At 68.1% G+C, this 20,358-nt stretch carries 24 protein-coding genes and 1 other RNA gene; 12 read left to right on the top strand and 13 right to left on the bottom strand.

Going from position 1 to position 20,358, the window contains the following annotated elements; all coding sequences use genetic code 11:
• Positions 1-44: 44 nt before the first annotated feature.
• The 7 genes from IEY58_RS11540 to IEY58_RS11510 all read right to left on the bottom strand — a co-directional run bounded on the left by IEY58_RS11540 (position 45) and on the right by IEY58_RS11510 (position 4,078).
• Positions 45-857 carry a TIGR00282 family metallophosphoesterase gene (locus IEY58_RS11540; protein ID WP_189045776.1) on the bottom strand — a complete coding sequence of 271 codons (813 nt, stop codon included), beginning with the start codon at positions 855-857 and terminating at the stop codon, positions 45-47.
• 55 nt (positions 858-912) lie between these two features.
• Positions 913-1,497 (bottom strand): 5-formyltetrahydrofolate cyclo-ligase, encoded by a 585-nt coding sequence (locus IEY58_RS11535; protein WP_189045774.1) that lies wholly within the window; start codon positions 1,495-1,497, stop codon positions 913-915.
• Positions 1,498-1,531: 34 nt separating this feature from the next.
• Positions 1,532-1,687, bottom strand: a non-coding RNA gene (gene ssrS, locus IEY58_RS11530) — 6S RNA.
• Between the two features lie 9 nt (positions 1,688-1,696).
• Complete coding sequence (locus tag IEY58_RS11525) at positions 1,697-2,107, bottom strand: cell division protein ZapA (protein ID WP_189045772.1); 411 nt, start codon at positions 2,105-2,107, stop codon at positions 1,697-1,699.
• Positions 2,104-2,328, bottom strand: a complete 225-nt coding sequence (locus IEY58_RS11520) for a hypothetical protein (RefSeq protein ID WP_189045771.1) — start codon at positions 2,326-2,328, stop codon at positions 2,104-2,106. The genes IEY58_RS11525 and IEY58_RS11520 overlap by 4 nt, the downstream gene beginning before the upstream one ends.
• 107 nt (positions 2,329-2,435) lie before the next feature.
• On the bottom strand, positions 2,436-3,035 hold the full coding sequence (locus tag IEY58_RS11515; protein ID WP_189045769.1) for a hypothetical protein: 600 nt from the start codon (positions 3,033-3,035) through the stop codon (positions 2,436-2,438).
• Positions 3,032-4,078, bottom strand: a complete 1,047-nt coding sequence (locus IEY58_RS11510; protein WP_189045767.1) for a lysozyme family protein — start codon at positions 4,076-4,078, stop codon at positions 3,032-3,034. Before IEY58_RS11510 ends, IEY58_RS11515 begins: the two co-directional genes overlap by 4 nt.
• 271 nt (positions 4,079-4,349) lie before the next feature.
• Here IEY58_RS11510 and tkt point away from each other — a divergent pair, with 271 nt between their 5' ends.
• The 5 genes from tkt to thiE all read left to right on the top strand — a co-directional run bounded on the left by tkt (position 4,350) and on the right by thiE (position 9,647).
• The gene (gene tkt / locus IEY58_RS11505) at positions 4,350-6,377 is read left to right on the top strand and encodes a transketolase (protein WP_189045765.1); all 2,028 of its coding nucleotides are present in this window, start codon (positions 4,350-4,352) and stop codon (positions 6,375-6,377) included.
• Positions 6,378-6,472: 95 nt separating this feature from the next.
• A complete protein-coding gene (gene gap / locus IEY58_RS11500) occupies positions 6,473-7,483 on the top strand; it encodes a type I glyceraldehyde-3-phosphate dehydrogenase (RefSeq protein WP_189045763.1) in 1,011 nt (336 codons plus the stop codon).
• A 19-nt stretch (positions 7,484-7,502) separates the two neighbouring features.
• A complete protein-coding gene (locus IEY58_RS11495) occupies positions 7,503-7,949 on the top strand; it encodes a hypothetical protein (RefSeq protein ID WP_189045761.1) in 447 nt (148 codons plus the stop codon).
• Between the two features lie 118 nt (positions 7,950-8,067).
• Entirely contained in the window at positions 8,068-8,997 is a 930-nt protein-coding gene (locus IEY58_RS11490) for a class I fructose-bisphosphate aldolase (RefSeq protein WP_189045759.1), read from the top strand.
• Positions 8,997-9,647, top strand: a complete 651-nt coding sequence (thiE, locus tag IEY58_RS11485; protein ID WP_189045757.1) for a thiamine phosphate synthase — start codon at positions 8,997-8,999, stop codon at positions 9,645-9,647. The genes IEY58_RS11490 and thiE overlap by 1 nt, the downstream gene beginning before the upstream one ends.
• Before the next feature lie 257 nt (positions 9,648-9,904).
• Here thiE and IEY58_RS11480 read toward each other — a convergent pair whose 3' ends face one another.
• The 3 genes from IEY58_RS11480 to epmA all read right to left on the bottom strand — a co-directional run bounded on the left by IEY58_RS11480 (position 9,905) and on the right by epmA (position 12,004).
• Positions 9,905-10,333: a cupin domain-containing protein gene (locus IEY58_RS11480; protein WP_189045755.1), complete on the bottom strand. Its 429-nt coding sequence runs from the start codon at positions 10,331-10,333 to the stop codon at positions 9,905-9,907.
• 57 nt (positions 10,334-10,390) lie between these two features.
• The gene (locus IEY58_RS11475; RefSeq protein ID WP_189045753.1) at positions 10,391-10,864 is read right to left on the bottom strand and encodes a cytochrome c; all 474 of its coding nucleotides are present in this window, start codon (positions 10,862-10,864) and stop codon (positions 10,391-10,393) included.
• Positions 10,865-10,954: 90 nt separating this feature from the next.
• Positions 10,955-12,004 (bottom strand): EF-P lysine aminoacylase EpmA, encoded by a 1,050-nt coding sequence (epmA, locus tag IEY58_RS11470; protein ID WP_189045751.1) that lies wholly within the window; start codon positions 12,002-12,004, stop codon positions 10,955-10,957.
• A 152-nt stretch (positions 12,005-12,156) separates the two neighbouring features.
• Between epmA and efp the strand changes: the two genes are divergently transcribed.
• The 4 genes from efp (at position 12,157) to IEY58_RS11450 (ending at position 15,843) form a co-directional block, all read left to right on the top strand.
• Positions 12,157-12,723, top strand: coding sequence for an elongation factor P (efp, locus tag IEY58_RS11465; RefSeq protein ID WP_189045750.1), 567 nt, complete (start codon positions 12,157-12,159; stop codon positions 12,721-12,723).
• A gap of 5 nt (positions 12,724-12,728) precedes the next feature.
• Positions 12,729-13,526, top strand: a complete 798-nt coding sequence (locus IEY58_RS11460) for an inositol monophosphatase family protein (RefSeq protein ID WP_189045749.1) — start codon at positions 12,729-12,731, stop codon at positions 13,524-13,526.
• A gap of 159 nt (positions 13,527-13,685) precedes the next feature.
• Positions 13,686-14,834: a flagellar motor protein MotA gene (locus IEY58_RS11455; RefSeq protein ID WP_189045748.1), complete on the top strand. Its 1,149-nt coding sequence runs from the start codon at positions 13,686-13,688 to the stop codon at positions 14,832-14,834.
• Between the two features lie 4 nt (positions 14,835-14,838).
• Positions 14,839-15,843, top strand: a complete 1,005-nt coding sequence (locus IEY58_RS11450) for a peptidoglycan -binding protein (RefSeq protein ID WP_189045747.1) — start codon at positions 14,839-14,841, stop codon at positions 15,841-15,843.
• A gap of 52 nt (positions 15,844-15,895) precedes the next feature.
• Here the strand turns inward: IEY58_RS11450 and IEY58_RS11445 are convergent, their stop codons facing one another.
• Both IEY58_RS11445 and IEY58_RS11440 read right to left on the bottom strand, forming a co-directional pair.
• Positions 15,896-16,654 carry a substrate-binding periplasmic protein gene (locus IEY58_RS11445; RefSeq protein WP_189045746.1) on the bottom strand — a complete coding sequence of 253 codons (759 nt, stop codon included), beginning with the start codon at positions 16,652-16,654 and terminating at the stop codon, positions 15,896-15,898.
• A 101-nt stretch (positions 16,655-16,755) separates the two neighbouring features.
• Entirely contained in the window at positions 16,756-16,989 is a 234-nt protein-coding gene (locus tag IEY58_RS11440) for a DUF1127 domain-containing protein (protein WP_189045745.1), read from the bottom strand.
• Between the two features lie 116 nt (positions 16,990-17,105).
• Between IEY58_RS11440 and IEY58_RS11435 the strand changes: the two genes are divergently transcribed.
• Positions 17,106-18,026, top strand: a complete 921-nt coding sequence (locus tag IEY58_RS11435; RefSeq protein WP_229743658.1) for a transcriptional regulator GcvA — start codon at positions 17,106-17,108, stop codon at positions 18,024-18,026.
• A 3-nt stretch (positions 18,027-18,029) separates the two neighbouring features.
• On the opposite strand, the gene mutY is transcribed toward IEY58_RS11435, so the two are convergent.
• On the bottom strand, positions 18,030-19,067 hold the full coding sequence (gene mutY, locus IEY58_RS11430) for an A/G-specific adenine glycosylase (RefSeq protein WP_229743676.1): 1,038 nt from the start codon (positions 19,065-19,067) through the stop codon (positions 18,030-18,032).
• A gap of 117 nt (positions 19,068-19,184) precedes the next feature.
• Here mutY and IEY58_RS11425 point away from each other — a divergent pair, with 117 nt between their 5' ends.
• The gene (locus IEY58_RS11425; protein WP_189045742.1) at positions 19,185-19,679 is read left to right on the top strand and encodes a DUF721 domain-containing protein; all 495 of its coding nucleotides are present in this window, start codon (positions 19,185-19,187) and stop codon (positions 19,677-19,679) included.
• Positions 19,680-19,706: 27 nt separating this feature from the next.
• Positions 19,707-20,348 carry a DsbA family protein gene (locus IEY58_RS11420; protein WP_189045741.1) on the top strand — a complete coding sequence of 214 codons (642 nt, stop codon included), beginning with the start codon at positions 19,707-19,709 and terminating at the stop codon, positions 20,346-20,348.
• Positions 20,349-20,358 lie beyond the last annotated feature (10 nt).

Here is a 20,358-nt window from a genome sequence, read left to right as displayed (position 1 = left end):
TTTTTTGCTTGGGCTTTGCTATGATTCGATGACGCTCGAGTTCCTTAATCCGGCCAGGCCGGCTGCAGCCGGCCGCCAACGCGGATGGGTGCCACGCGCTTCGCCAAGCCGGTCGCGTCGTCCGTCTCGACGAACACGCCGCACACCGTTGCCTCGCCCTCGGCCGGCGTCAGCCGTTCGCCCGGCGTCTTGCGCACGAAGCGGTGGATCGCCGCCTCCTTCTGCATGCCGATGACCGAATCATAGTCGCCGCACATGCCGGCGTCGGTGAGGTAGGCCGTGCCCTTGTTCAGGATCTGCGCGTCGGCGGTCGGCACATGGGAGTGGGTGCCGACGACCAGCGAGACGCGGCCATCGAGATAATGGCCGAGCGCCATCTTCTCGCTCGTCGCCTCGCCATGGACGTCGACCAGGATCGCCGCCGTGTTGGAGCCCAGCTGCCGGCCGGCGAGCTCGCGGTCGAGGCAGGCGAACGGGTCGTCGAGCGGGTCCATGAACAGGCGGCACATGACGTTGATCACGACGATGCGGCGGCCGTCGGCCAGCTGGAACACGCGCGTGCCCTTGCCGGGCGTGCCGACCGGGAAGTTCGCCGGCCGGAGCAGGCGCGGATCGGCGTCGATCGAGCCCATGAGCTCGCGCTGGTCCCAGACATGGTTGCCGGTGGTGATGGCGTCGACGCCGACCTCGTAGAGGCTCTTTGCGATCTTGTCGGTGATGCCGAAGCCGCCGGCGGCATTCTCGCCGTTGACCACGACGAAATCGGCGGCGAGCTCACCCTTGAGCCGCGGCATTTCCTTGATCACGGCTTCCCGGCCGGTCCGGCCCAGGAGATCGCCCAAAAACAACAAACGCATCGATCGTTCCCGTTGGCCCGTCCCGCGCGTAGATACGGGACCGGCGGTCGCTGAATTAGATGAAGCCCTGCTCGGTCAGAACCAGATCGAGCACCTGATCATGCGCGCCGACCGGCACTTCGGCCACTTCCTGGGCTGCATAGGCGATGCCGACGGCGGTGATCGGGCCATCCGCCCGGAGTGCTGCGAGCGTCCGGTCATAGAAGCCGGCGCCATAGCCGAGCCGGTGGCGCCGCCGGTCGAAGGCGAGCAGCGGCACCAGCAGCAGGTCGGGCATCAGCACGGGCATGCCCTCGGCCGGGTGCGCCGTGCCGAACGGCCCGGCGACCAGCGCTGCGGCCTTGTCCCAGCGCCGGAACTGCAGCGCCTGCCCTCGGCCCATGACCACGGGCAGCGCCAGGGCCGCACCGGTCGCCGCCGCAAGCGCCGTCATCAGCGGCCGGACGTCGATCTCGCTCTGGATCGACCAGAAGCCCGAGACGACCCGCGGCCGGAATGCCGCTAGCCGGTCGAGCCCGTGGCGGACCAGCGCCGCGCCGGCAGCGGCGGCGTCGGCACCCTGCGCCCGCTCGCGCGCCTCGGCCGCGGCGCGGCGCAGCGCCGCCTTGGCCTGGCTCAGCGGATCGGGCGCAGGAGTCATGACATACTTTCAGGCGAAAACGGGAAGGACCCAGAGCGGAGCCGCATCGGCCGTTGGACTTGTCGCACCCTCGTGGCCTGCAGTGCAGGTGGGAACCGTTTACCGAAACCACGGCTCCGGCAGGGACAGCTCCCGAGAGGTACTTTATGGCCCCGGGGTCTGAACTTCCTGACGCACCGCGCAGCCCCGCTCCAGGCCCCTAGAGGTAGTCCTGCTCGAGCGCCGCTGCAATGGCTTCGATGCGACCCGCCAATGTGTCGAGCGCATCGGCCAGCTCGGCCTCCCGCGGATCCGGCGCCGGCGGCACTTTCGGTGCCGCGGCGGCGAACGGCTCCGTGGCGAGGCCACCCGTGCCCTGGCTACTCTGCGCCACAGCGTTCTTGAGCTGGCTCAGCGCCTGGTCGGTGTCGACGAGCTCGTCCGTGATCATGAGGCTGGCCATGACGAGCAGGCGCGCGTCGCCGACCTGCCCCACCGCCTTCACCAGCTGGCCGACCTTCTGGTCGAGATAGGCGCCGAGGCGAGCGACATGCGCCTCCTGCCCATTGTCGCAAGCGACGGAATAGTTACGGCCGTTGACCGTGACCTGGACCGAGCCCATTGCCGTCATGCCTCCAGCGCCGTCTTGATCAGGTCGATCGCGCCGTCGAGCCGTTCGGTGACCGCGTCGGTCCGCTGCGTGAGCTCGGCGAACTCGGCCTGGGCTTGCGCAAGATCCTGCGCCAGCTGCCGCTGCTTGTCAGTGCTTCGCCCGCGCTGCCCCGCGACCGCCGCCTCGAGCCGGTCCACCGCGCGCGTCAACCGCGCCGCCGCCGCCGCCAGATCCGCCATGCCCGAATGCCCCCGCGCCCATTCCCATCGTCCCGATGAGCGTTAGCCGCAAGGCCGGGCGCGGTCAATGGCGAGGCCGCCTCACGCGCCGCGAGGGGCGTTGCCGCTTACTTCTGCGGCGTTGCCGCCTGGCTGCGGCGCTGCTTGGCGGCCGGGCCGGCCGATCGCTTCGCCAATTCGCCCGCTTCCTCGTCAGTGAGATTCCGGCCGGCCCGATACTCGTCCTCGACGGCCTGACGGCTGACCGCCATCATGCTGGTGATCTTCAGGTCGTCCGGGACCTCGCCAGCCGTAACGATCTCGACGATGTCTTCCTGGCCGATGGCATTCTTGCCGGCGCGCTTCAAAAAGAAGGTGCAGAAGTTCAACCCGGTGCCGTTGCACCAGGCCATCTCGGGAAATCTCACCCGCAACGGTTCCTCGCCGGCAGCCGGCAGGTTCACCGAGTTGAAGCTGGTGGTGGGCGGGATCACGCGATAGGGCCGGTATCCCGCGGCGATCATGGCCTGCCGCATGGGGATGTAGTCCGAACCGATCGGCAGCGTCGCCGCTTGCTCCGCCGCGGCCGCGGTCGGGCCAAGCCCGACCAGCAGGGCCAGCAGCCCGAGCATTAACCCGAGCATTCCGGCGGGCCAGCGCAATCGGACGGGAGTGCGGGCGCAGCATCGCGCCCGTTCGGTCCTGCAGTGAACCATCGTCTCCATCATTCGCTCCGATATGCGCGGCGATGACGCTCGTAGATCTGCTTGATGCGTTCGTAGCGCACATAGGGCTGGCCGGCCATTCGATTGGCCTTGCCCGGTCCTTGAGGCAAGGCATTCCATTCGGGCGCCGCCGCTGTGATGGCGCCGTCCATGTCGCCGGCCAGCAGCGGCGCCATCGCGCCGCGGTCGACCAGCCGCTGCACCGCCATATAATCCTGCGTTGCCGGGGAGAAGTCGGTCAGCCCGAGCCTCTGGCTGAGCCCGTCATAGGTTGCCCGGGTGATCTGATAGCGGCCCGCCGGCGAATGCCCGGCGGCACCAGGGAAGCGGGCATAGCTGTCGAAAGTCTTACCACCGTAAAGATTGTTGTACTTGCCGCCTTCGGCCTCTGCGATCGTATCGAGAAACGCGCGAACATTCGGGCTCTTCAGGTATCGGTCGAGCAGCGCCAGGCGGGACGACGCCGCGGCACCGGGCGGCGCGGCCTTGGCCTCGCCGGCGGCCGTCGTCGCAAACCAGCCTGGGTTCGGCGGGACGCCGAGACGGGGATGCCTGTCGTCAAAGTCTGCGGCGGCGGACGCCTTGCGAAGCGGCCAGATATCGCCTTCGATCGCATAATAGGCATCGGCGAGGCCGGCCGCGAGATCAGGCGCCAGGCCAGCCTGGTCGTCCGGTGCCACGGGCAGGGCGAGCGGCTCGAGATCGAACCGCCGCGCGATCGCCCGCATCAGGTCGGCCCCGGCGCGGCTCAAGGGCGGCAGCACCAGCCGGTCGAGCCGGGCCTGCGCCGCCGTCACGTCACCCGCATTCAGCAGCTGGGCCGCCCGCTCCAGCGCCGGCAGCAGCGGCGTCCAGGCGGCACGCGGGCCGTGCAGCCGGCAGACAAGGTCGTAGACCCGGTCGCGCGGCCGCACGACGAACTGTCCGCCAAGCTTGGTCAGCAGCGGCGAGCCGGGCCAGAGGAACACGCCTGCAGTGGTGCAGGCGAGCGTCCGCGCCGACAGCGCGTCATCACGGTCGGCATCGAGATCGGCGGCTTCCATCACGGCGAGCGTCCTGTGTCGGTCTTTGGTACTAGAACATAACAGGAACATTCGGTCATCTCAACTTCCCGGCGCGTTTTCTCCCGCGCAAGTCCTCACGCATTCGGCGGAAACTTGACACGTCGAGCAGAACCGCCTTGCGCTCGCACGTGTTGACCCGAGGCGCGCTTCGACCGCAATGTGCGCCCGCTTTTTTGAAGGTGCGTCCTTGAAGACTGCCGGGGTCTCGCGTTGCGCGGGGCCGCGCATCCTGATTTCCGAGAGACCCTCGCCCATGAGCTCGTCCGACACCACGACCAAGCCCGCCGATCTCACGCCGCTGAAACAGGATCCGACATACGGCCGCATGGCCAATGCGTTGCGCGCGCTCGCCATGGACGCGGTGGAGGCGGCGAATTCGGGCCATCCCGGCATGCCGATGGGCATGGCCGATGCCGCGACCGTGCTGTTCGCCGAGCACCTCAAGTTCGATCCGTCCGACCCGCACTGGCCGGACCGCGACCGCTTCGTGCTGTCGGCCGGCCACGGCTCCATGCTGCTCTACGGGCTCCTGCACCTGACCGGCTATCCGGGGGTGACGCTCGACGAGATCAAGCATTTCCGCCAGCTGGGCCACATGACCGCCGGCCATCCGGAATACGGCCATATCGTCGGCGCCGAGACCACGACCGGACCCTTGGGTCAGGGCATTTCGAACGCGGTCGGCATGGCCATGGCCGAGCGGCTCCTGAACGCGCGCTTCGGCGACGCGCTCGTCGACCACCACACCTATGTCATCGCCGGCGACGGCTGCCTCATGGAAGGCATCAGCCACGAGGCGCTGTCGATCGCGGGCCACTACAAGCTGGGTCGGCTGATCGTGCTGTGGGACGACAATTCGATCTCGATCGACGGCTCGACCGACCTCGCCGTGTCCGACGACCAGAAGCTGCGCTTCGAGGCGCACGGCTGGCACGTGCAGCAGGTCGACGGCCACGACCCGCATGCGGTCTCGAAGGCGATCGCCGCCGCCAAGGCCGTGACCGACAAGCCGTCGATGATCGCGTGCAAGACCACGATCGGCCTCGGTGCGCCCAGCAAGGCCGGCACCGCCGGCGTGCACGGCGCGGCACTCGGCGCCAAGGAGATCGAGGGCGCCCGCATCAAGCTCAACTGGCCCCACGAGCCGTTCGAGGTGCCGGACGACATCCGCGCCCAATGGCAGGCGGTCGCGGCGCGTGGGGCCGAGCCGCATGCCGCCTGGCGCCGGCGCCATGCCGCCGCGGACCCGGCGCTGCGCGAGGCGTTCGACCGGCAGATCGCCGGTGAGCTGACGCCCGGCTGGGAGACGGCGGTCCACGGCATCATCGCCAAGTTCGCCGCCGAGAGGCCCAAGATCGCGACGCGCCAGGCCTCGCAGCTGGTGCTGGACGCGCTGGCGCCGGTGCTGCCGGAGCTCCTGGGCGGCTCGGCGGATTTGACCGGCTCGAACCTGACCAAGGTGAAGAGCCAGGCGGTGGTGACAGCCAAGGACTTCTCCGGCTCTTATGTCCATTGGGGCGTGCGCGAGCACGGCATGGCTGCGGCCATGAACGGCATTTCGGTTCATGGCGGGCTCGTGCCCTACGGCGGCACCTTCCTGGTGTTCGCCGACTACAGCCGGCCGTCGATCCGACTTTCGGCGCTGATGGGCATCCGGGTCATCCACGTCATGACCCATGATTCGATCGGCCTCGGCGAGGATGGCCCGACCCATCAGCCGGTCGAGACGCTGCCGGCGCTCCGCGCCATCCCCAACCTGCTCGTGTTCCGCCCGGCCGACCCGATCGAAACGGCGGAATGCTGGGCGCTGGCGCTCCAGCACAAGACCCGGCCGTCGGTGCTGGCGCTGTCGCGCCAGGGCATCCCGACCGTGCGGTCGAGCGGCGCCGAGAACAGCTCGTCACGCGGCGGCTATGTGCTGGCCCCGGCGTCCGGTCCTCGCAAGGCGACCCTGCTCGCGAGCGGCACCGAAGTGAGCCTCGCCCTTGCTGCACGCGAGAAGCTCGAGGCCGAGGGCATTCCGACCGCCGTGGTCTCGATGCCGTGCTGGGAGCTCTTCGCTGAGCAGACCCATGCCTACCGCACCGAGGTGCTGGGCGAGACCGAGAACCGCGTCGCCGTCGAGGCGGCCGTCGAGTTCGGCTGGGAACGCTGGATCGGCCCCAAGGGCCGTTTCGTCGGCATGAAGGGCTTCGGCGCCTCGGGGCCTGCGGACAAGCTCTATCAGCACTTTGGCATCACGGTCGAAGCCGTGGTCGCCGCGGCCAAGGAAGGCCTTTAATCACCGCTGCCGCCGGAAGCTCTTCCCGGCGGCCTTCGTTTGGATCCAAGATCAAGTCGGCGCCGTTAGCCGCTGGCAAATTCCGGGAGAACAGCATGGCAGTGAAGGTTGCAATCAACGGCTTCGGGCGCATCGGCCGCCTGGTGCTGCGTGCGATCATCGAGTCGGGCCGCACCGACATCGACGTCGTCGGCATCAACGACCTGGGCGACGTCGCGACCAACGCCCATCTCCTGAGCTATGACAGCGTGCACGGCCGGCTCAAGACCGAGGTCACGACCGGCGAGGGCTGGATGGACGTCGGCCGCGGCAAGATCCGCGTCACGGCCGAGCGTGATCCGGCGAAGCTGCCGTGGGGCGAGCTCGGCGTCGATGTGGCGCTCGAATGCACCGGCATCTTCACCAAGCGCGAAGCGGCGGCGAAGCATCTCGAAGCCGGTGCCAAGCGCGTGCTGGTCTCGGCCCCGGCCGACGGCGTCGACCTGACGGTCGTCATGGGCGTCAACCAGGATCAGCTCACGAGCGAGCATGCCGTCGTCTCGAACGCGTCCTGCACGACCAATTGCCTCGCCCCCGTCGCCTATGTGCTGAACGAGGCGGTCGGCATCGAGCGCGGCTACATGACCACGATCCATGCCTATACCGGCGATCAGAACACGGTCGACACGCTGCACAAGGACCTGCGCCGCGCCCGCGCCGCCGCCTTGTCGATGATCCCGACCTCGACCGGTGCCGCCAAGGCCGTGGGCCTGGTGCTGCCGGCCTTGAAGGGCAAGCTCGACGGCACCTCGATCCGCGTGCCGACCGCGAACGTCTCGGTCATCGACCTGACCTTCGTCGCCGCGCGCGACACGTCGGTCGAGGAAATCAACAACGCGGTCAAGGCGGCCGCTGCCTCGCCGCGCTTCCAGGGCATCCTCGGCACCAATTCGGCGCCGCTCGTCTCGGTCGACTTCAACCACGATCCGCACTCCTCGACCTTCGACCTGACCCAGACGGTCGTGATGGACAAGCGCTTCTGCCGCGTCCTCTCCTGGTACGACAACGAGTGGGGCTTCTCGAACCGCATGGCCGACACGGCCGTCGCGATCGGCAAGCTCATCTAAAGCCCGAAGCGAGGGGGCGATGGTCGCCGGCCCGCCCGCGATCATCGTCCATTCGCTGGCCCAGGCGCTCGTCGCGGCCGAGGCCGCGGCGGCGCTGGGCAAACCCCTGACGCTCCGCAGCGCCCCCGGCGCCGGCGGCACGGTTGGCGTCGGCTGGTTCGCGAGCCTCGGCGCCGTCCTGGCCGAGCGCTTTCCTGATCTTGAGCTCACCCTGGTGCTCGACTGCGCCGACGAGGCCGGCACCGCGCTGGGCGCCCTTCGTCGCGGCTTGAAGGCCGTGCGCGTTGCGGTACCCGAGGAAACGCGCGCCAAGCTCGAGGCGCTTGCCGGCGGCTACGGCGCCCGGCTCGACGACGACGACCGGCCGGCGCTCGATCTCTCGCAAAGTCTTGTTGAACGAGGCGGCCTTGTGGAACAAGCCGACCTCGCCGCTCGTTGTCGGGACTGGCTCGGCCGCCACGGCTGATCCACTATTCCCCTACGGCCGGCGTTGCATTCGCGCCGTCGGCGTTCTAGGACACGTGCTGAAATTCATGGGGCGGCCCGCTCAAGCGGCCGCTCTCGCTTTTGATCGGAGAGACCGGATGTCGATTACGCCCCAAGTCAAGAAGATCCTGGACGGTTACGAGAGCGACAATCCCGGTACCAAGGCCAACCTTGCCCGCATCCTGATGCAGGGCCGGCTCGGCGGCACCGGCAAGCTCGTCATCCTGCCGGTCGACCAGGGCTTCGAGCATGGTCCGGCCCGCTCCTTCGCGCCGAACCCCGTCGGCTACGACCCGCACTACCATCACTCGCTGGCGATCGAGGCGGGCCTCTCCGCCTATGCGACGGCGCTCGGCATGCTCGAGGCCAGTGCCGCGACCTTCGCGGGCCAGATTCCGACCATCCTCAAGGTCAATTCGTCGAACAGCCTGTCAGCCTTCAAGGAAGCGCCGACCCAGGCCATCACCGGCTCGGTCTCGGACGCGCTGCGCCTCGGCTGCTCGGCCATCGGCTTCACGATCTATCCGGGCTCGGACGCGCAGTTCGAGATGATGGAGCAGATCCGCGAGATGGCCGAAGAGGCAAAGGCGGTCGGCCTCGCCGTCGTCATCTGGTCCTATCCGCGCGGCGGCAATCTCTCGAAGCAGGGCGAGACGGCGATCGACATCTGCGCCTATGCCGCGCACATGGCCGCCCTCCTGGGCGCCCACATCATCAAAGTGAAGCCGCCGACGGAGTTCCTGGAGCTCGCGGCCGCCAAGACGGTCTACGAGAAGCAGAAGATCGACATCTCGACCCAGGCCAAGCGCTATGAGCATGTCGTCCAGGCCTGCTTCAACGGCCGCCGCATCGTCGTCTTCTCCGGCGGCGAGGCGAAGGACGTCGACAGCGTCGTCAACGAGGCGCGCGCGATCCGCGACGGCGGCGGCAACGGCTCGATCATCGGCCGCAACACATTCCAGCGGCCGAAGGCCGAGGCGCTGGCGCTGCTCGACAAGCTCATCAACGTCTATCTCGGCAAGGACTGATGTCCGTCACGGCTGAGCCGGCGCCATGCCGGCTCTACCTGGTGACGCCCGAACGCCTCGAGCCCACCGCCTTTGCCGACCAGCTGGCGGCGGCGCTCGACGGCGGGGACGTCGCCTCGGTCCAGCTGCGCTTGAAGAACGTCGACGACGACACGATCAAGCGGGCGTGCGAGATCCTGCTGCCGGTCGCGACCACGCGCGACGTGGCGTTCCTGCTGAACGACCGGCCGGACCTGGCCGTCGCCTGCGGCTGCGACGGCGTGCATGTCGGCCAAAGCGACACGCCCTATGCCGAGGCGCGGCAGAAGGTGGGCGCCGACCGCATCGTCGGCGTCACGTGCCATGACAGCCGGCACATGGCCATGGTCGCGGCCGAAGCCGGTGCCGACTATGTCGCGTTCGGCGCCTTCTACCCGACCCAGACCAAGCCGTCCCACTACCGCCCGCAGCCGGACCTGCTGCAATGGTGGAGCGAGTTCATGACCGTGCCCTCGGTCGCGATCGGCGGCATCACGCCCGGGAATTGCGCGCCGCTCGTCCAGGCCGGCGCCGACTTCATCGCCGTCGTGAGCGCCGTCTGGCAGCACCCGGACGGCCCCGGCGCCGCAGTCAAGGCGTTCAACCAGGCGATCGCTGCGGCGCGGGGGTAATCGTCCGCTCTGTTTCTCTTCGCCATGGCCGGGCTTGATCCACGGGCGTCCAGCTTACTCCTTGCGTCGTTCCCGCGCAGGCGGGAACCCAGGGCCACGGTCTCGGCTGGCAGGTGGGGAGCAAGGACTTCCGCCGAGGCGAAGCGCCATGACTCGGCCGCAACGGCGTTCCGGAATTGGCTGGTGGAGGCCGGCTCTAATCAAATAGGTAGAGCGCGATTCACGCATTGGCTGGTTCCAGCCAATGCGACCGCGCTCTAGGCGGTCGGGGGAACCGGTATCAGCCCGTAGCGCAGCATGGTCGCCTTCATCTGCGCGAGATCAGGCGGGTTGCCGGCGAGCAGCGCCGCCATCTCGCGGAAGTAGGCCGGACCGAGCACGCCGGGAGTAAGGACGCAGAGACATCTGCCCGGCCGCTGGCTGCCATTGCGGAAACCATGCACCAGTCCGCGCTTGATGAAGACGGTGCCACCCGGACCGACGATGACGTCCTGGCCATCGATCCGCCATATGGTCTCGCCCTCGAGACCATAGATCGCCTCGTCCCAGCTCTCGTGATAGTGAGGCACGGGCATGCGAGCGTTCGGCTGCACCGTCATCTCGAACATGTCGAGGCTGCCGCCGGTATCGTCCTTGCTGCATAGAAAGCGCACTTCCAGGCCGCCCATACCGATGGTTTCAGACATGTTCCGCTGCTCCTTCCAGAGGCCCGGCATCCCGCCGGGGTCGGCGCCATCCTAGCGCTATTCGAGTGGTGCCCGGAACGCCTCGTGGCAGGCGCCGCAGCCGACGCGGCCGATGGCGCCGAGTTCGGTCGCGGTGCCGGGCCGGTCGCCGCGCTCGATCGCAGCGGCGAGCGCCTGGGCCTGGGTCGCGAGCCGCACGGCGGTGGCACGGAACCGCTCGTTGTCGGCCCAGATCTCGGGCTTCGCATGGGTCTTGACGCCGGGCAGGTCGGCCAGGCTGGTGCCGGCCGGGAACAGCTCGGGCAGATGCGACGCCGTGGCCAGGATATCCCTGGCCGCCTGCAGCGCGTCCGCGCCATTGTCCTCACCGTCGGCGAAGCTCTTGATCAGCTTAACCTTGTTGGCGAACCCCTTCATGGTCGCCTGGCGCTCGGCCACGACCGCAGGGACCTCGGCCGCCGCCCAGGCAAGCCCAAGCGAAAGACCGAACGCGGCCAGGCCCAGGAACAGCGGCAAGGGACGTTTCGGCATGGGGCAGCCTTTCCTCCGGGCGTTGCAGCGACGTCAATCGCTACAGACCGCTCAAAAGTTGAAATTATGCCCGGCTAGTGCTCCTGCGCCTCACTGCACCGGCGCCCACAGCACCTCGTCGATCGCCTCGGCATGGACGGCCAGCATGATCAGCCGGTCAAGGCCCAGGGCACTGCCGGCCGAGGGCGGCAGGCCATGGCCAAGCGCCGCCAGAAAATCCTCGTCGATCGGGTAGCGCTCACCGTAGAGCCGTTCCTTCAGGTCCATGTCGGCCTCGAAACGGGCGCGCTGGGTGACCGGGTCGGTGAGTTCGCCGAACGCGTTCGCGAGCTCGACGCCGCAGGCATAGAGCTCGAACCGCTCCGCCAGCCGCGGATCTTCGGGCTTGGGTCGGGCAAGCGCTGCCATCGAGATCGGATAGTCGGAAAGGAAGGTCGGCCGGCCCATGCCCAGATGCGGCTCTATCCGCTCGAACATGATGCGGAAGAACAGGTCCTCCCAGCTGTCGCCACCATGGGGCTTGATACCGAGCGGCTTGGCGGCATCGGCCAAGAGTCCGAGATCGGGCGCCATCGGATCGGGCGCCGTCGCCAGAAGATCGATGCCGCAATGACGCCGGAACGCGTCCGGCACGCTCAGCACCTCGAACGGCAGGAACGGATCGGCCTCGTGGCCCTGCCAGCGCAGCACCTTGGTGCCGGCAATCTCGGCTGCGCGCCGCACCAGCGCCTCGCAATCGGCCATGAGCGTCTTGTGGCCATCGTTCGCCCGGTACCATTCCAGCATGGTGAACTCCGGGCTGTGCCGGCCGGCCCGCTCACCGTTCCGGAACACGTGCCCCAGCTGGAAGATTTTCGGCAGGCCCGCGACCAGCAGCTTCTTCATGGTGAATTCGGGCGAGGTGTGGAGATAGCGCGTCAGCCGCTCGCCCTCGGGCCGGATGAGCTCGGTCTTAAACGCGATCAGATGCGGCTCGAGCCCTGGGCTCACCTGGAGGGCGGGCGTGTCGACCTCGAGGAAGCCTTGGGCCCCGAACCAGGCGCGGACGCCATCGATGATCCGCGCCCGTTTTTCGAGCTTGGGCAGCCGCTGGCCGAACGTCTGCGGGTCCCACCAGGGCCGGGTCACGGGGTTCGTCATCGCAAAGCTCCCCGCGCGGGCCGGGTGGCTCCCCTGCCCCGGCCGCAACGCCCGCACGGCGGTTCTGGCTTCCTTTGAAGCGCGGTTGCTGCTAGGACACGCGCCAATTCCATCATCCCCCATTCCCTCGTGAAGCGGACTATCGAGCAGCCATGAAGATCGGTGCCAACGAAATCAAGCCCGGCGTCGTCCTTGAGCTCGAGGGCAAGCTGTTCGTCGTGCTGAAGCGCGAGACGGTTCAGCCCGGCAAGGGCGGCGCCTTCGCCGCGGTCGAATTGAGAGATCTCAAGACCGGGACCAAGACCATCGAGCGTTTCCGCACCTCGGAGACGGTCGAGCGCGCGCACCTCGACGAAAAGGAAATGTCCTTCCTCTACTTCGAGGACAACAACGCGACGCTCATGGACCAGGAAAACTACGAGCAGTACCACGTGTCGCGCGAGCTGATCGGCGATCCGGCCGACTTCCTCAAGGACGGCATGATCGTGACCGTGAAGCTGCACGAGGGCACGCCGCTGTCCTGCGTGCTGCCGCAGACCGTCACCATGGAGCTGGTCGAAGCCGATCCGGTCGTGAAGGGCCAGACCGCCTCTTCGTCCTACAAGCCCGGCAAGCTCGAGAACGGCCGCCGCATCCTGGTGCCGCCGCATCTCGAAGCCGGCACGCGCGTCGTCGTCAACACCGAGGACGGCACCTACCTCGAGCGGGCGAAGGACTGAGCGAAATGGCGGTCCGTTCCGCCGTCATCAACGTCATGGCCGCGGCCGCCCGCAAGGCGGGCCGCGGTCTGGTGCGCGATTTCGGCGAAGTCGAAAACCTCCAGGTCTCGCAGAAAGGCCCGTCGGACTTCGTCTCGACGGCCGATCTCAAGGCCGAGAAGACGCTCCGCGCCGAGCTCGAGAAGGCTCGGCCCGGCTACGGCTTCCTCATGGAGGAAAGCGCCGAGACAATTGGCGACGGCCGCCATCGCTGGATCGTCGACCCGCTCGACGGCACGCTCAACTTCCTGCACGGCATTCCGCACTTCTGCATCTCGGTGGCGCTCGAGCGCGAAGGCGAGATCGTCGCGGGCGTCGTCTACGAGCCGCTCCGGGACGAGGAATATTGGGCCGAGAAGGGCTCGGGCGCCTTCGTCAGCGACCGCCGCATCCGCGTCTCGGGCCGCCGCGACCTGGGTCAGTCGGTGATCGCGACCGGCCTGCCGTTCCGCGGCAAGGAAGCGCATCCCGGCTATATGCGGACCCTCCAGGCCGTCATGGCCGAGACCGCGGGCGTCCGCCGCTTCGGTGCGGCGGCACTCGATCTCGCCTATGTCGCCGCCGGCCGTTTCGACGGCTTCTGGGAATTCGGCTTGAAGCCCTGGGACATGGCGGCCGGCCTGCTGCTGGTCAAGGAAGCCGGCGGCTATTGCAGCGAGCCCGACGGCAGCGGCCACGACATGTTGAAGAGCGGCAACGTCTTGGCTGCCAACGACCACCTGCACCTGCCGCTCGGCCGGCTGATGCGCCAGGCGCTGAAGTAGGCCCGCCGCAGCACTCCCTAGGACGCGAGGCGACGGTAAATCCGTCTGCGTCATTGTTCCGCCACAAGTCTGTCTGTACCCTCGCCGACGAATCGTCGCGCGAGGCGTTGGCCTTGACGTCGAGCCCCGTTCCTTCGGCAGCAGAGGGATCCGCCGCCCGTGTCCCGACCTCAACGTTATCTCGTGCGCATGGCGCTCTTTGTCGTGATCGTCGCCGTGATCCTGGTGGCGCTCTCGCCGGTGCTGGCGCCCGCCTTCGAGGCGAATCTCGCCTTGAACAGCATCATCGCGGCGATCCTGCTGATCGGCATCGTCTACATCTTCCGCCAGGTCTGGATGCTCAATCCGGAGGTCGCCTGGATCGAGAATTTCCGCAACAACGACCGGGCGATCCTGTCGGGTGACCTGCCGCGGCTCATGTCGCCCATGGCGAACATGCTGGGCGAGCGCGGCGGCCGGCGCCTGTCCTTGTCGCCGGTCTCGATGCGGACCTTGCTCGACGGCATCGGCGCGCGGCTCGACGAGCAGCGCGAGACCTCGCGCTATCTCATCGGCACGCTCGTCTTCATGGGCCTGCTCGGCACGTTCTACGGCCTGCTCCTGACCGTCCATTCGGTCGGCGGCGTGCTGAACTCGCTCTCCGTCGGCGGCGGCGATGTCGCCAAGGCGATGGGCGACCTGAAGGCGAGCCTGCAGGAGCCGCTGAATGGCATGGGCACAGCGTTCAGCTCGTCGCTGTTCGGCCTCGCGGGCTCGCTGGTACTGGGCTTCCTCGACCTGCAGGCGGGCCAGGCGCACAACCGCTTCTTCAACGACCTCGAGGAATGGCTTTCCGGCCTGACGCGCATCGGCGGCGCCGGCGTCTCGGCCGAAGGCGGCGAGCCGTCGGTACCGGCCTTCATCCAGGCGCTCCTGGAACAGACCGCCGACAGCCTCGACAATCTGCAGCGCATCATGGCGCGCGGCGAGGAGAGCCGGATGTCGACCAACCATAGCCTGGAGCAGCTGGGCGAGCGGCTGTCGCTCATCACCGACCAGATGCGGACGGAGCAGAGCGTGCTGCTGCGCTTCGCCGAGACCCAGGCGGAGATGCGGCCGATCCTGCAGAAGCTGGCCGACGCGCGCAGCGGCGGTGCCGGTGGCCTCGACGACGTGTCGCGCGGCTACTTGAGGAGCCTCGAGCAGAACGTCGGCAAGCTCACCCAGGAATTCGCGCACGGCCGCGAGGCGACCGTGTCGGAGCTGCGCACCGAGATCCGGCTCCTGGCGCGGACCATCGCGGCGCTCGCCGAAGAAACCGAGCGGTAAGCCCATGGCGCTCTCGCGGCGGTCACGTCAATCCACCATCAATATCTGGCCGGGCTTCGTCGACGCGCTCGCCCAGCTCTTGATGGTCATCATCTTCGTGCTGTTGATCTTCACCGTCGGGCAGTTCTATCTCTCCGGCGCCGTCAGCACGCGCGATCTCGAGATCAAGAAGCTGACCCAGCAGCTGAATTCGCTGACCGAGATGCTGGGGCTGGAAAGGCGGGCGAGCGACGAGCTGCGCATGAACGTCGCGACGCTCGGCGCCCAGGCGCAGCAGGCGTCGCGCGACAAGGACGCGCTCGCCGCCAAGCTCGCCCAGGCCAACGCCGACGCTCAGGCGCAGGCGCAACAGCTGTCCGAGGCCCAGGGCAAGGTTGCGGCCGGCGATGCGACCATCGCGACCCTGAACGAGAATGTGCAGGCGCTGCGCCAGCAGCTCGAGGAACTCTCCAAGGCGCTCGACCTCGCCCAGTCGCAGAACAAGGAGCAGCAAGCGCAGATCGCCGATCTGGGCAACAAGCTCAACATCGCGCTCGCCGCCAAGGTCGAGGAGCTGGCCAAGTATCGCTCGGAATTCTTCGGACGCCTCAAACAGATCCTGGGCGACCGGCCGGACATCCGGGTGGTCGGCGACCGATTCGTCTTCCAGTCCGAAGTGCTGTTCGACCCGGGCAACGCCGATCTCGGCGCCGGCGCCCGGCAGAAGCTCGACCCGGTCGTGAGCGCGCTGAAGCAGATCGAGAGCAGCATCCCCGACAACATCAACTGGATCCTGGAGGTCGACGGCCATACCGACGTCCGGCCGATTGCGACCCCGCAGTTCCACTCGAACTGGGAACTGTCGACGGCGCGCGCCGTCTCGGTCATCAAGTTCCTGATCGACCAGGGCATTCCAGCCCAGCACCTGGCCGCTGCCGGTTTCGGCGAATGGCAGCCGCTCGACAAGGGCTCGACGGAAGACGCCTATCGCAAGAACCGCCGGATCGAGCTCCGGCTGACCCAGCACTAGAGTGCGGTCGCGTTGGCTGGAACCAGCCAATGCGAGAATCCGGCTCTAAGGATCAGCTGGCGTCCCGCTGCTGCTGCACGATCGCGTCGTAGCGGCCGCTGCGCCGGATCCGCGCCAGCCCCTCGTTGAAGCGGTGAATAAGCTCGACCGAGCTCGCGCCGGCGCGCGGGGCGATGAGATAGAGCGACTGCCGGAGGACCGGCACGTGGCCGCGCGCGAACGGCGCGGACGGTCCGAACAGCGCCGCCACCCGCTGCTCGATGAGGTCGGTCGACGAGACGAACACGTCGACCCGGCCCTCGGCCAACTCGCGCAAGCAGAGATCGGATGTGGACGGATGCTGGACCTCGATCGCGCCGGCATCGATCAGGCTGACGAGCGGCGGCGCCGGCGCATAGCCGATCGGCAGGCACAGGGTGAGGCCGCGCAGATTGTCGGGTGCCGCATAGTCGCGGCCGCTGTCCGCCCGAAACAGCGCCACCGACACGATGTCGTAGATCGCGTCGGAGTACAGCATCTCGCTCTCGCGCGGCGCCGACCGGATATAGGGGTAGGTCGCATCGAACACGCCGGCGAGCGCGTCGGCATAGCCGCGCTTCCACGGCTCGAACTGCACGGGCTCGACCGGGGTATCCGTCGCAGCGAAAGCAGCCTGCACCAGAGCGCCGGTCAGGCCGCCGGACGGCAAGGACGGATCGGAAAACGGAAAATAATCAGGCCCGCTCACCAGGCGGACCGACGGTGCCGCGGCCGCCGAGACCGAAGCCAGCATGAACACGCCGGTAACAAGAGCGCTCAAGCGCTGACGCATGGACCCCGGTCTCCCGGCACGGCGTGCCCTGAAACAGCGGCCCTATCTCACCCCAAGCGCCCTTGGTCCGGCAAGTTCTATTCGGTTCCTCAACCTACGGATTATTTGCGCCAGAACGGCTTGTCGGCCTCGGCTTCCGCGTCGAACCGGCTCATGCCGACATCATGCAGGACCTGGTCGCTGAGCGCGGCCAAGGCGCGCCGCTGCGCCGCCCGCTCGTTCCAGGTGCCGATGGCATCGAACAGCCGAACCGCCAGGCTCGACAGCGTGCTACCCCGGTTCGTCTTGCGCGGCAGCGGCGCGAAATTGCCGGCCGTCATCGTCAATCTGGTCATGATCCTCTCCTCATGAGCGAGGTCTTCGATGACGGAAATATCGGTCGCACCAGCCCACGCGACAAACGAGTGTTTCTGCTATCATGGCTTAGCTGAGCTATCTCATGGAGCCGCCGATGCCTCGCCGACTACCGCCGCTCAACGCGCTGCGCGCCTTCGAGGCCGCGGCCCGGCACTTGAGTTTTCTCAAGGCAGCTGAGGAACTTCACGTCACTCCCGGTGCCATCAGCCAGCAGGTCAAGGCGCTCGAGGATCACCTCGCTATCAAACTATTCCGTCGGCAACCGCGTGGCGTGCTCCTGACCGACGCAGGTCAGCGCTACGGCAAGCGCATGGGCGAGCTCCTGGACCAGATCGCGGCGGCGACGAGCGACCTCACCCGCCAGTCCGACGGATCGGTGCTGACGGTCACGACCATGCCGAGCTTCGCCGCCCGCTGGCTCATCCCGCGGCTGGGCGCCTTCGGCCGGCTGCATCCGGAGATCGCGATCCGGACCTTGGCCGACGACAAGCTCGCCACCTTCATCGACGACGGCGTCGACCTGGCGATCCGGTTCGGCGGCGGCAAATACCCGGGCCTCGTCGCCGACTTCCTGTTCCGCGAGGAAGTCTTCCCGGTGTGCAGCCCGCGGCTGCTCGAAGGGCCGACGCCGCTCAGGACGCTCGACGACCTGGCGCGCCACATCCTGCTGCACGACGAGCCGCACCCGGGCCTGCACGAGCTCGAATGGGGCGCCTGGCTCGCGACCCAGGGCGTGCGCCACATCGATGCCCATCAGGGGCCGCGCTTCACCTATACCCATATGAGCCTGACCGCGGCCGCCATGGGCCAGGGGGTGGCGCTCGGCACCAGCGTGCTGTGCGCCGACGACTTGGAGAGCGGCCGGCTGATCCGCCCCTTCCCGCACAAGGTCGCGGCCGATTTCGCCTATTACCTGGTGTTCCCGCCCGTGGCGCTCGACCGGCCGCTGGTCGTGGCCTTCCGCCAATGGCTGCTCGAGGCCAGCGCCGCGTTCAGCCTGTCGGCCGCCGCCTGAGGCCTATTTGGATCTGGCCTGCTTGAAATCGGCAAGCACGTGCTTGACCAGCTTCTTCATCACGCTCGGCAACGCATGCTCGCCCAGGCGCTCCGGCCGGACCCACACGCCCTCACCCGTCGTATCGGCGGCCCGGCCGACCAGGATCGAGAGCTCCAGGTGGAAATGGGTGAAGGTATGGCCGACCGCGCCGTCGACGAGGCGCCAGTCGGCCGCGGCCGGCGCATGGGCGAGCGCGTCGGTCGCACGCCAGCGCGCCTCGACCCAAGGCGTCGACGGCAGCTCCATGAGCCCGCCCAGCAAACCCTCGGCCGCGCGCTTGCGGATCAGGATGGCACCATCGTCGCGCTCGAGCCAGAAGGCGACGCCGTGGCGCGTCGGCCGAGCCGCCTTGGCGCGCTTCAAGGGCAGCCGCTCCGCGTCGCCGGCCTGGTGCGCGCGGCAAGCCCGCACCCACGGGCACAGCATGCAGCGCGGCTTCCTTGGCGTGCAGACGGTGGCGCCCAGGTCCATGACCGCCTGGGCATAGTCGCCCGGCCGCCGTTCAGGTGTCAGCGCAGCCGCGTGGGCGCGCAGGATCGGCTTCGCATCCGGCAGCGGCACTTCGACCTGGAACAGCCGGGCCATCACCCGCTCGATATTGCCGTCGAGCACCGTCGCCGGCCGGTCGAACGCGATGGCCGCGACCGCGGCTGCCGTATAGGCGCCGACGCCGGGCAGGGTCAGCAATCCCGCCTCCGTCTCGGGAAACCGGCCGCCGTGCCGCTCGACCACCGCCTTGGCACAGGCGTGCAGGTTGCGCGCCCGGGCGTAGTAGCCCAAGCCCTGCCAGGCGTGCAGCACCTCGTCGAGCTCGGCCGCCGCGAGATCCTCGACCGTGGGCCAGCGCGACAGGAAGTCGCGGAAATAGGGTCCCACGGTTGCGACCGTGGTCTGCTGCAGCATAATCTCGCTCAGCCAAACGGCGTAGGGGTCGGACCCCCGACCCGGCTCGGCGCGCCAGGGCAGTACCCGGCGATGCCGGTCGTACCAGGCGAGCATGGCGGCGGCGAGGCTGGCTGGATCCCCGGCCGGATCCCTGGCTGGATCCAAGGCCGCATCCGGCGGCGGTACGATGGTCAGGGACGGGTTGGAGAGGGGCGGCATAGAATCTCAGCCATGAAATCGATCGCAGGCAGTGTTTCGAAAATCGCCGCCCCGGTGCTCGGCCGACGCGGCCTGGCGGAGGCCGAGATGATTCTCGGCTGGGCCGCGGTCGTCGGCGAGGATCTGGCACGCGACACCCTGCCGATCAAACTGAGCTTCGGCAAGGGCGAGCGCGTCGACGGCACGCTGCACCTCAAGGTCGTCTCGGCGGCCGCACCGGAGGTGCGCCATCGCGAACCGCAGATCATCGAGCGCATCAATGGCTTCTTCGGCTATCGCGCGGTGGCACACCTGAAGTTGACCCAGGGGCCGCTGCCCGGCGCACCTGTCGCACCGCCGAAGTCGCCGCGGCCGCTCACGCCGGCCGAGTCGCAGACCCTCCACCGCAGCCTCGACGGCATCGCGGATCCCGATCTCAAGGCAGCGCTCGAACGCTGGGGCCGGGCCGTGCTGGGCGACCAGCCGCCCCCCGCCGCACCGCTTGCACCCCGTCGCAAATCTCGATAACCTCAACATCTAGTGTTGGAGACATTGATGCATCGCATTCTGTTGATCGCGCTGGCCTCGTTTGCCGCGCTTGCCCAGGCCGAGGTCCAGGCCGCCCCAGCGGCCGACCCTGCCCAGGTCGCGGCTACCCAGCTCGCGGCCGCGCCGGAGATCCGTCCGGACGACGTGGTGCTGGGCAAGGCCGACGCGCCGATCACCGTCTTCGAGTACGCCTCGCTCACCTGCCCGCATTGCGCCGACTTCTCGACCAAGACCTTTCCCGAGGTGAAGAAGGACTGGATCGACGCCGGCAAGGTGCGCTGGGTCTATCGCGACTTCCCGTTCGATCCGATCGCGCTCAAGGCGCACATCGTCGCCCATTGCGGCGGGCCGGACCGGTTCTACGGCTTCCTCGACGTGTTCTATGAACAGCAGCGCAACTGGGTCAAATCCAACCCGGACGAATCGGTAGCCGCACTTGCCAGCATCACCAAGATCGGCGGCGTGTCGGAGGCCCAGGTCAAGGCGTGCCTCGCCGACGACAAGCTGTCGAAGCTGGTCGTGACCAACCGCCAGTCGGGCGACAATGCCGGCGTCGATTCGACGCCGACCTTCTTCATCAACGGGTCGAAGTCGACCGGCTTCAAGGAATATGCCGAGTTCCAGAAGCTGCTCGAAGCCGCCCACTGACGGACGGCGG

The sequence above is a fragment of the Aliidongia dinghuensis genome (assembly GCF_014643535.1).
Classification (GTDB): domain Bacteria; phylum Pseudomonadota; class Alphaproteobacteria; order ATCC43930; family CGMCC-115725; genus Aliidongia; species Aliidongia dinghuensis.
Note: the sequence above shows the minus strand (reverse complement) of the source record. Positions and strands in the feature narration are given on the sequence as shown.

Excerpts from the sequence above, each read along its gene's own strand:
- gap (WP_189045763.1), top strand. The coding sequence starts at position 6,473 with ATGGCAGTGAAGGTTGCAATCAACGGCTTCGGGCGCATCGGCCGCCTG.
- IEY58_RS11515 (WP_189045769.1), bottom strand. The coding sequence starts at position 3,035 with ATGATGGAGACGATGGTTCACTGCAGGACCGAACGGGCGCGATGCTGC.
- thiE (WP_189045757.1), top strand. The coding sequence starts at position 8,997 with ATGTCCGTCACGGCTGAGCCGGCGCCATGCCGGCTCTACCTGGTGACG.
- IEY58_RS11495 (WP_189045761.1), top strand. The coding sequence starts at position 7,503 with ATGGTCGCCGGCCCGCCCGCGATCATCGTCCATTCGCTGGCCCAGGCG.
- IEY58_RS11525 (WP_189045772.1), bottom strand. The coding sequence starts at position 2,107 with ATGACGGCAATGGGCTCGGTCCAGGTCACGGTCAACGGCCGTAACTAT.
- IEY58_RS11460 (WP_189045749.1), top strand. The coding sequence starts at position 12,729 with ATGGCGGTCCGTTCCGCCGTCATCAACGTCATGGCCGCGGCCGCCCGC.
- IEY58_RS11480 (WP_189045755.1), bottom strand. The coding sequence starts at position 10,333 with ATGTCTGAAACCATCGGTATGGGCGGCCTGGAAGTGCGCTTTCTATGC.
- IEY58_RS11420 (WP_189045741.1), top strand. The coding sequence starts at position 19,707 with ATGCATCGCATTCTGTTGATCGCGCTGGCCTCGTTTGCCGCGCTTGCC.
- IEY58_RS11440 (WP_189045745.1), bottom strand. The coding sequence starts at position 16,989 with ATGACCAGATTGACGATGACGGCCGGCAATTTCGCGCCGCTGCCGCGC.
- IEY58_RS11450 (WP_189045747.1), top strand. The coding sequence starts at position 14,839 with ATGGCGCTCTCGCGGCGGTCACGTCAATCCACCATCAATATCTGGCCG.
- IEY58_RS11520 (WP_189045771.1), bottom strand. The coding sequence starts at position 2,328 with ATGGCGGATCTGGCGGCGGCGGCGGCGCGGTTGACGCGCGCGGTGGAC.
- IEY58_RS11475 (WP_189045753.1), bottom strand. The coding sequence starts at position 10,864 with ATGCCGAAACGTCCCTTGCCGCTGTTCCTGGGCCTGGCCGCGTTCGGT.
- epmA (WP_189045751.1), bottom strand. The coding sequence starts at position 12,004 with ATGACGAACCCCGTGACCCGGCCCTGGTGGGACCCGCAGACGTTCGGC.
- IEY58_RS11540 (WP_189045776.1), bottom strand. The coding sequence starts at position 857 with ATGCGTTTGTTGTTTTTGGGCGATCTCCTGGGCCGGACCGGCCGGGAA.
- IEY58_RS11445 (WP_189045746.1), bottom strand. The coding sequence starts at position 16,654 with ATGCGTCAGCGCTTGAGCGCTCTTGTTACCGGCGTGTTCATGCTGGCT.
- IEY58_RS11490 (WP_189045759.1), top strand. The coding sequence starts at position 8,068 with ATGTCGATTACGCCCCAAGTCAAGAAGATCCTGGACGGTTACGAGAGC.
- efp (WP_189045750.1), top strand. The coding sequence starts at position 12,157 with ATGAAGATCGGTGCCAACGAAATCAAGCCCGGCGTCGTCCTTGAGCTC.
- tkt (WP_189045765.1), top strand. The coding sequence starts at position 4,350 with ATGAGCTCGTCCGACACCACGACCAAGCCCGCCGATCTCACGCCGCTG.
- mutY (WP_229743676.1), bottom strand. The coding sequence starts at position 19,067 with ATGCTCGCCTGGTACGACCGGCATCGCCGGGTACTGCCCTGGCGCGCC.
- IEY58_RS11425 (WP_189045742.1), top strand. The coding sequence starts at position 19,185 with ATGAAATCGATCGCAGGCAGTGTTTCGAAAATCGCCGCCCCGGTGCTC.
- IEY58_RS11435 (WP_229743658.1), top strand. The coding sequence starts at position 17,106 with ATGCCTCGCCGACTACCGCCGCTCAACGCGCTGCGCGCCTTCGAGGCC.
- IEY58_RS11535 (WP_189045774.1), bottom strand. The coding sequence starts at position 1,497 with ATGACTCCTGCGCCCGATCCGCTGAGCCAGGCCAAGGCGGCGCTGCGC.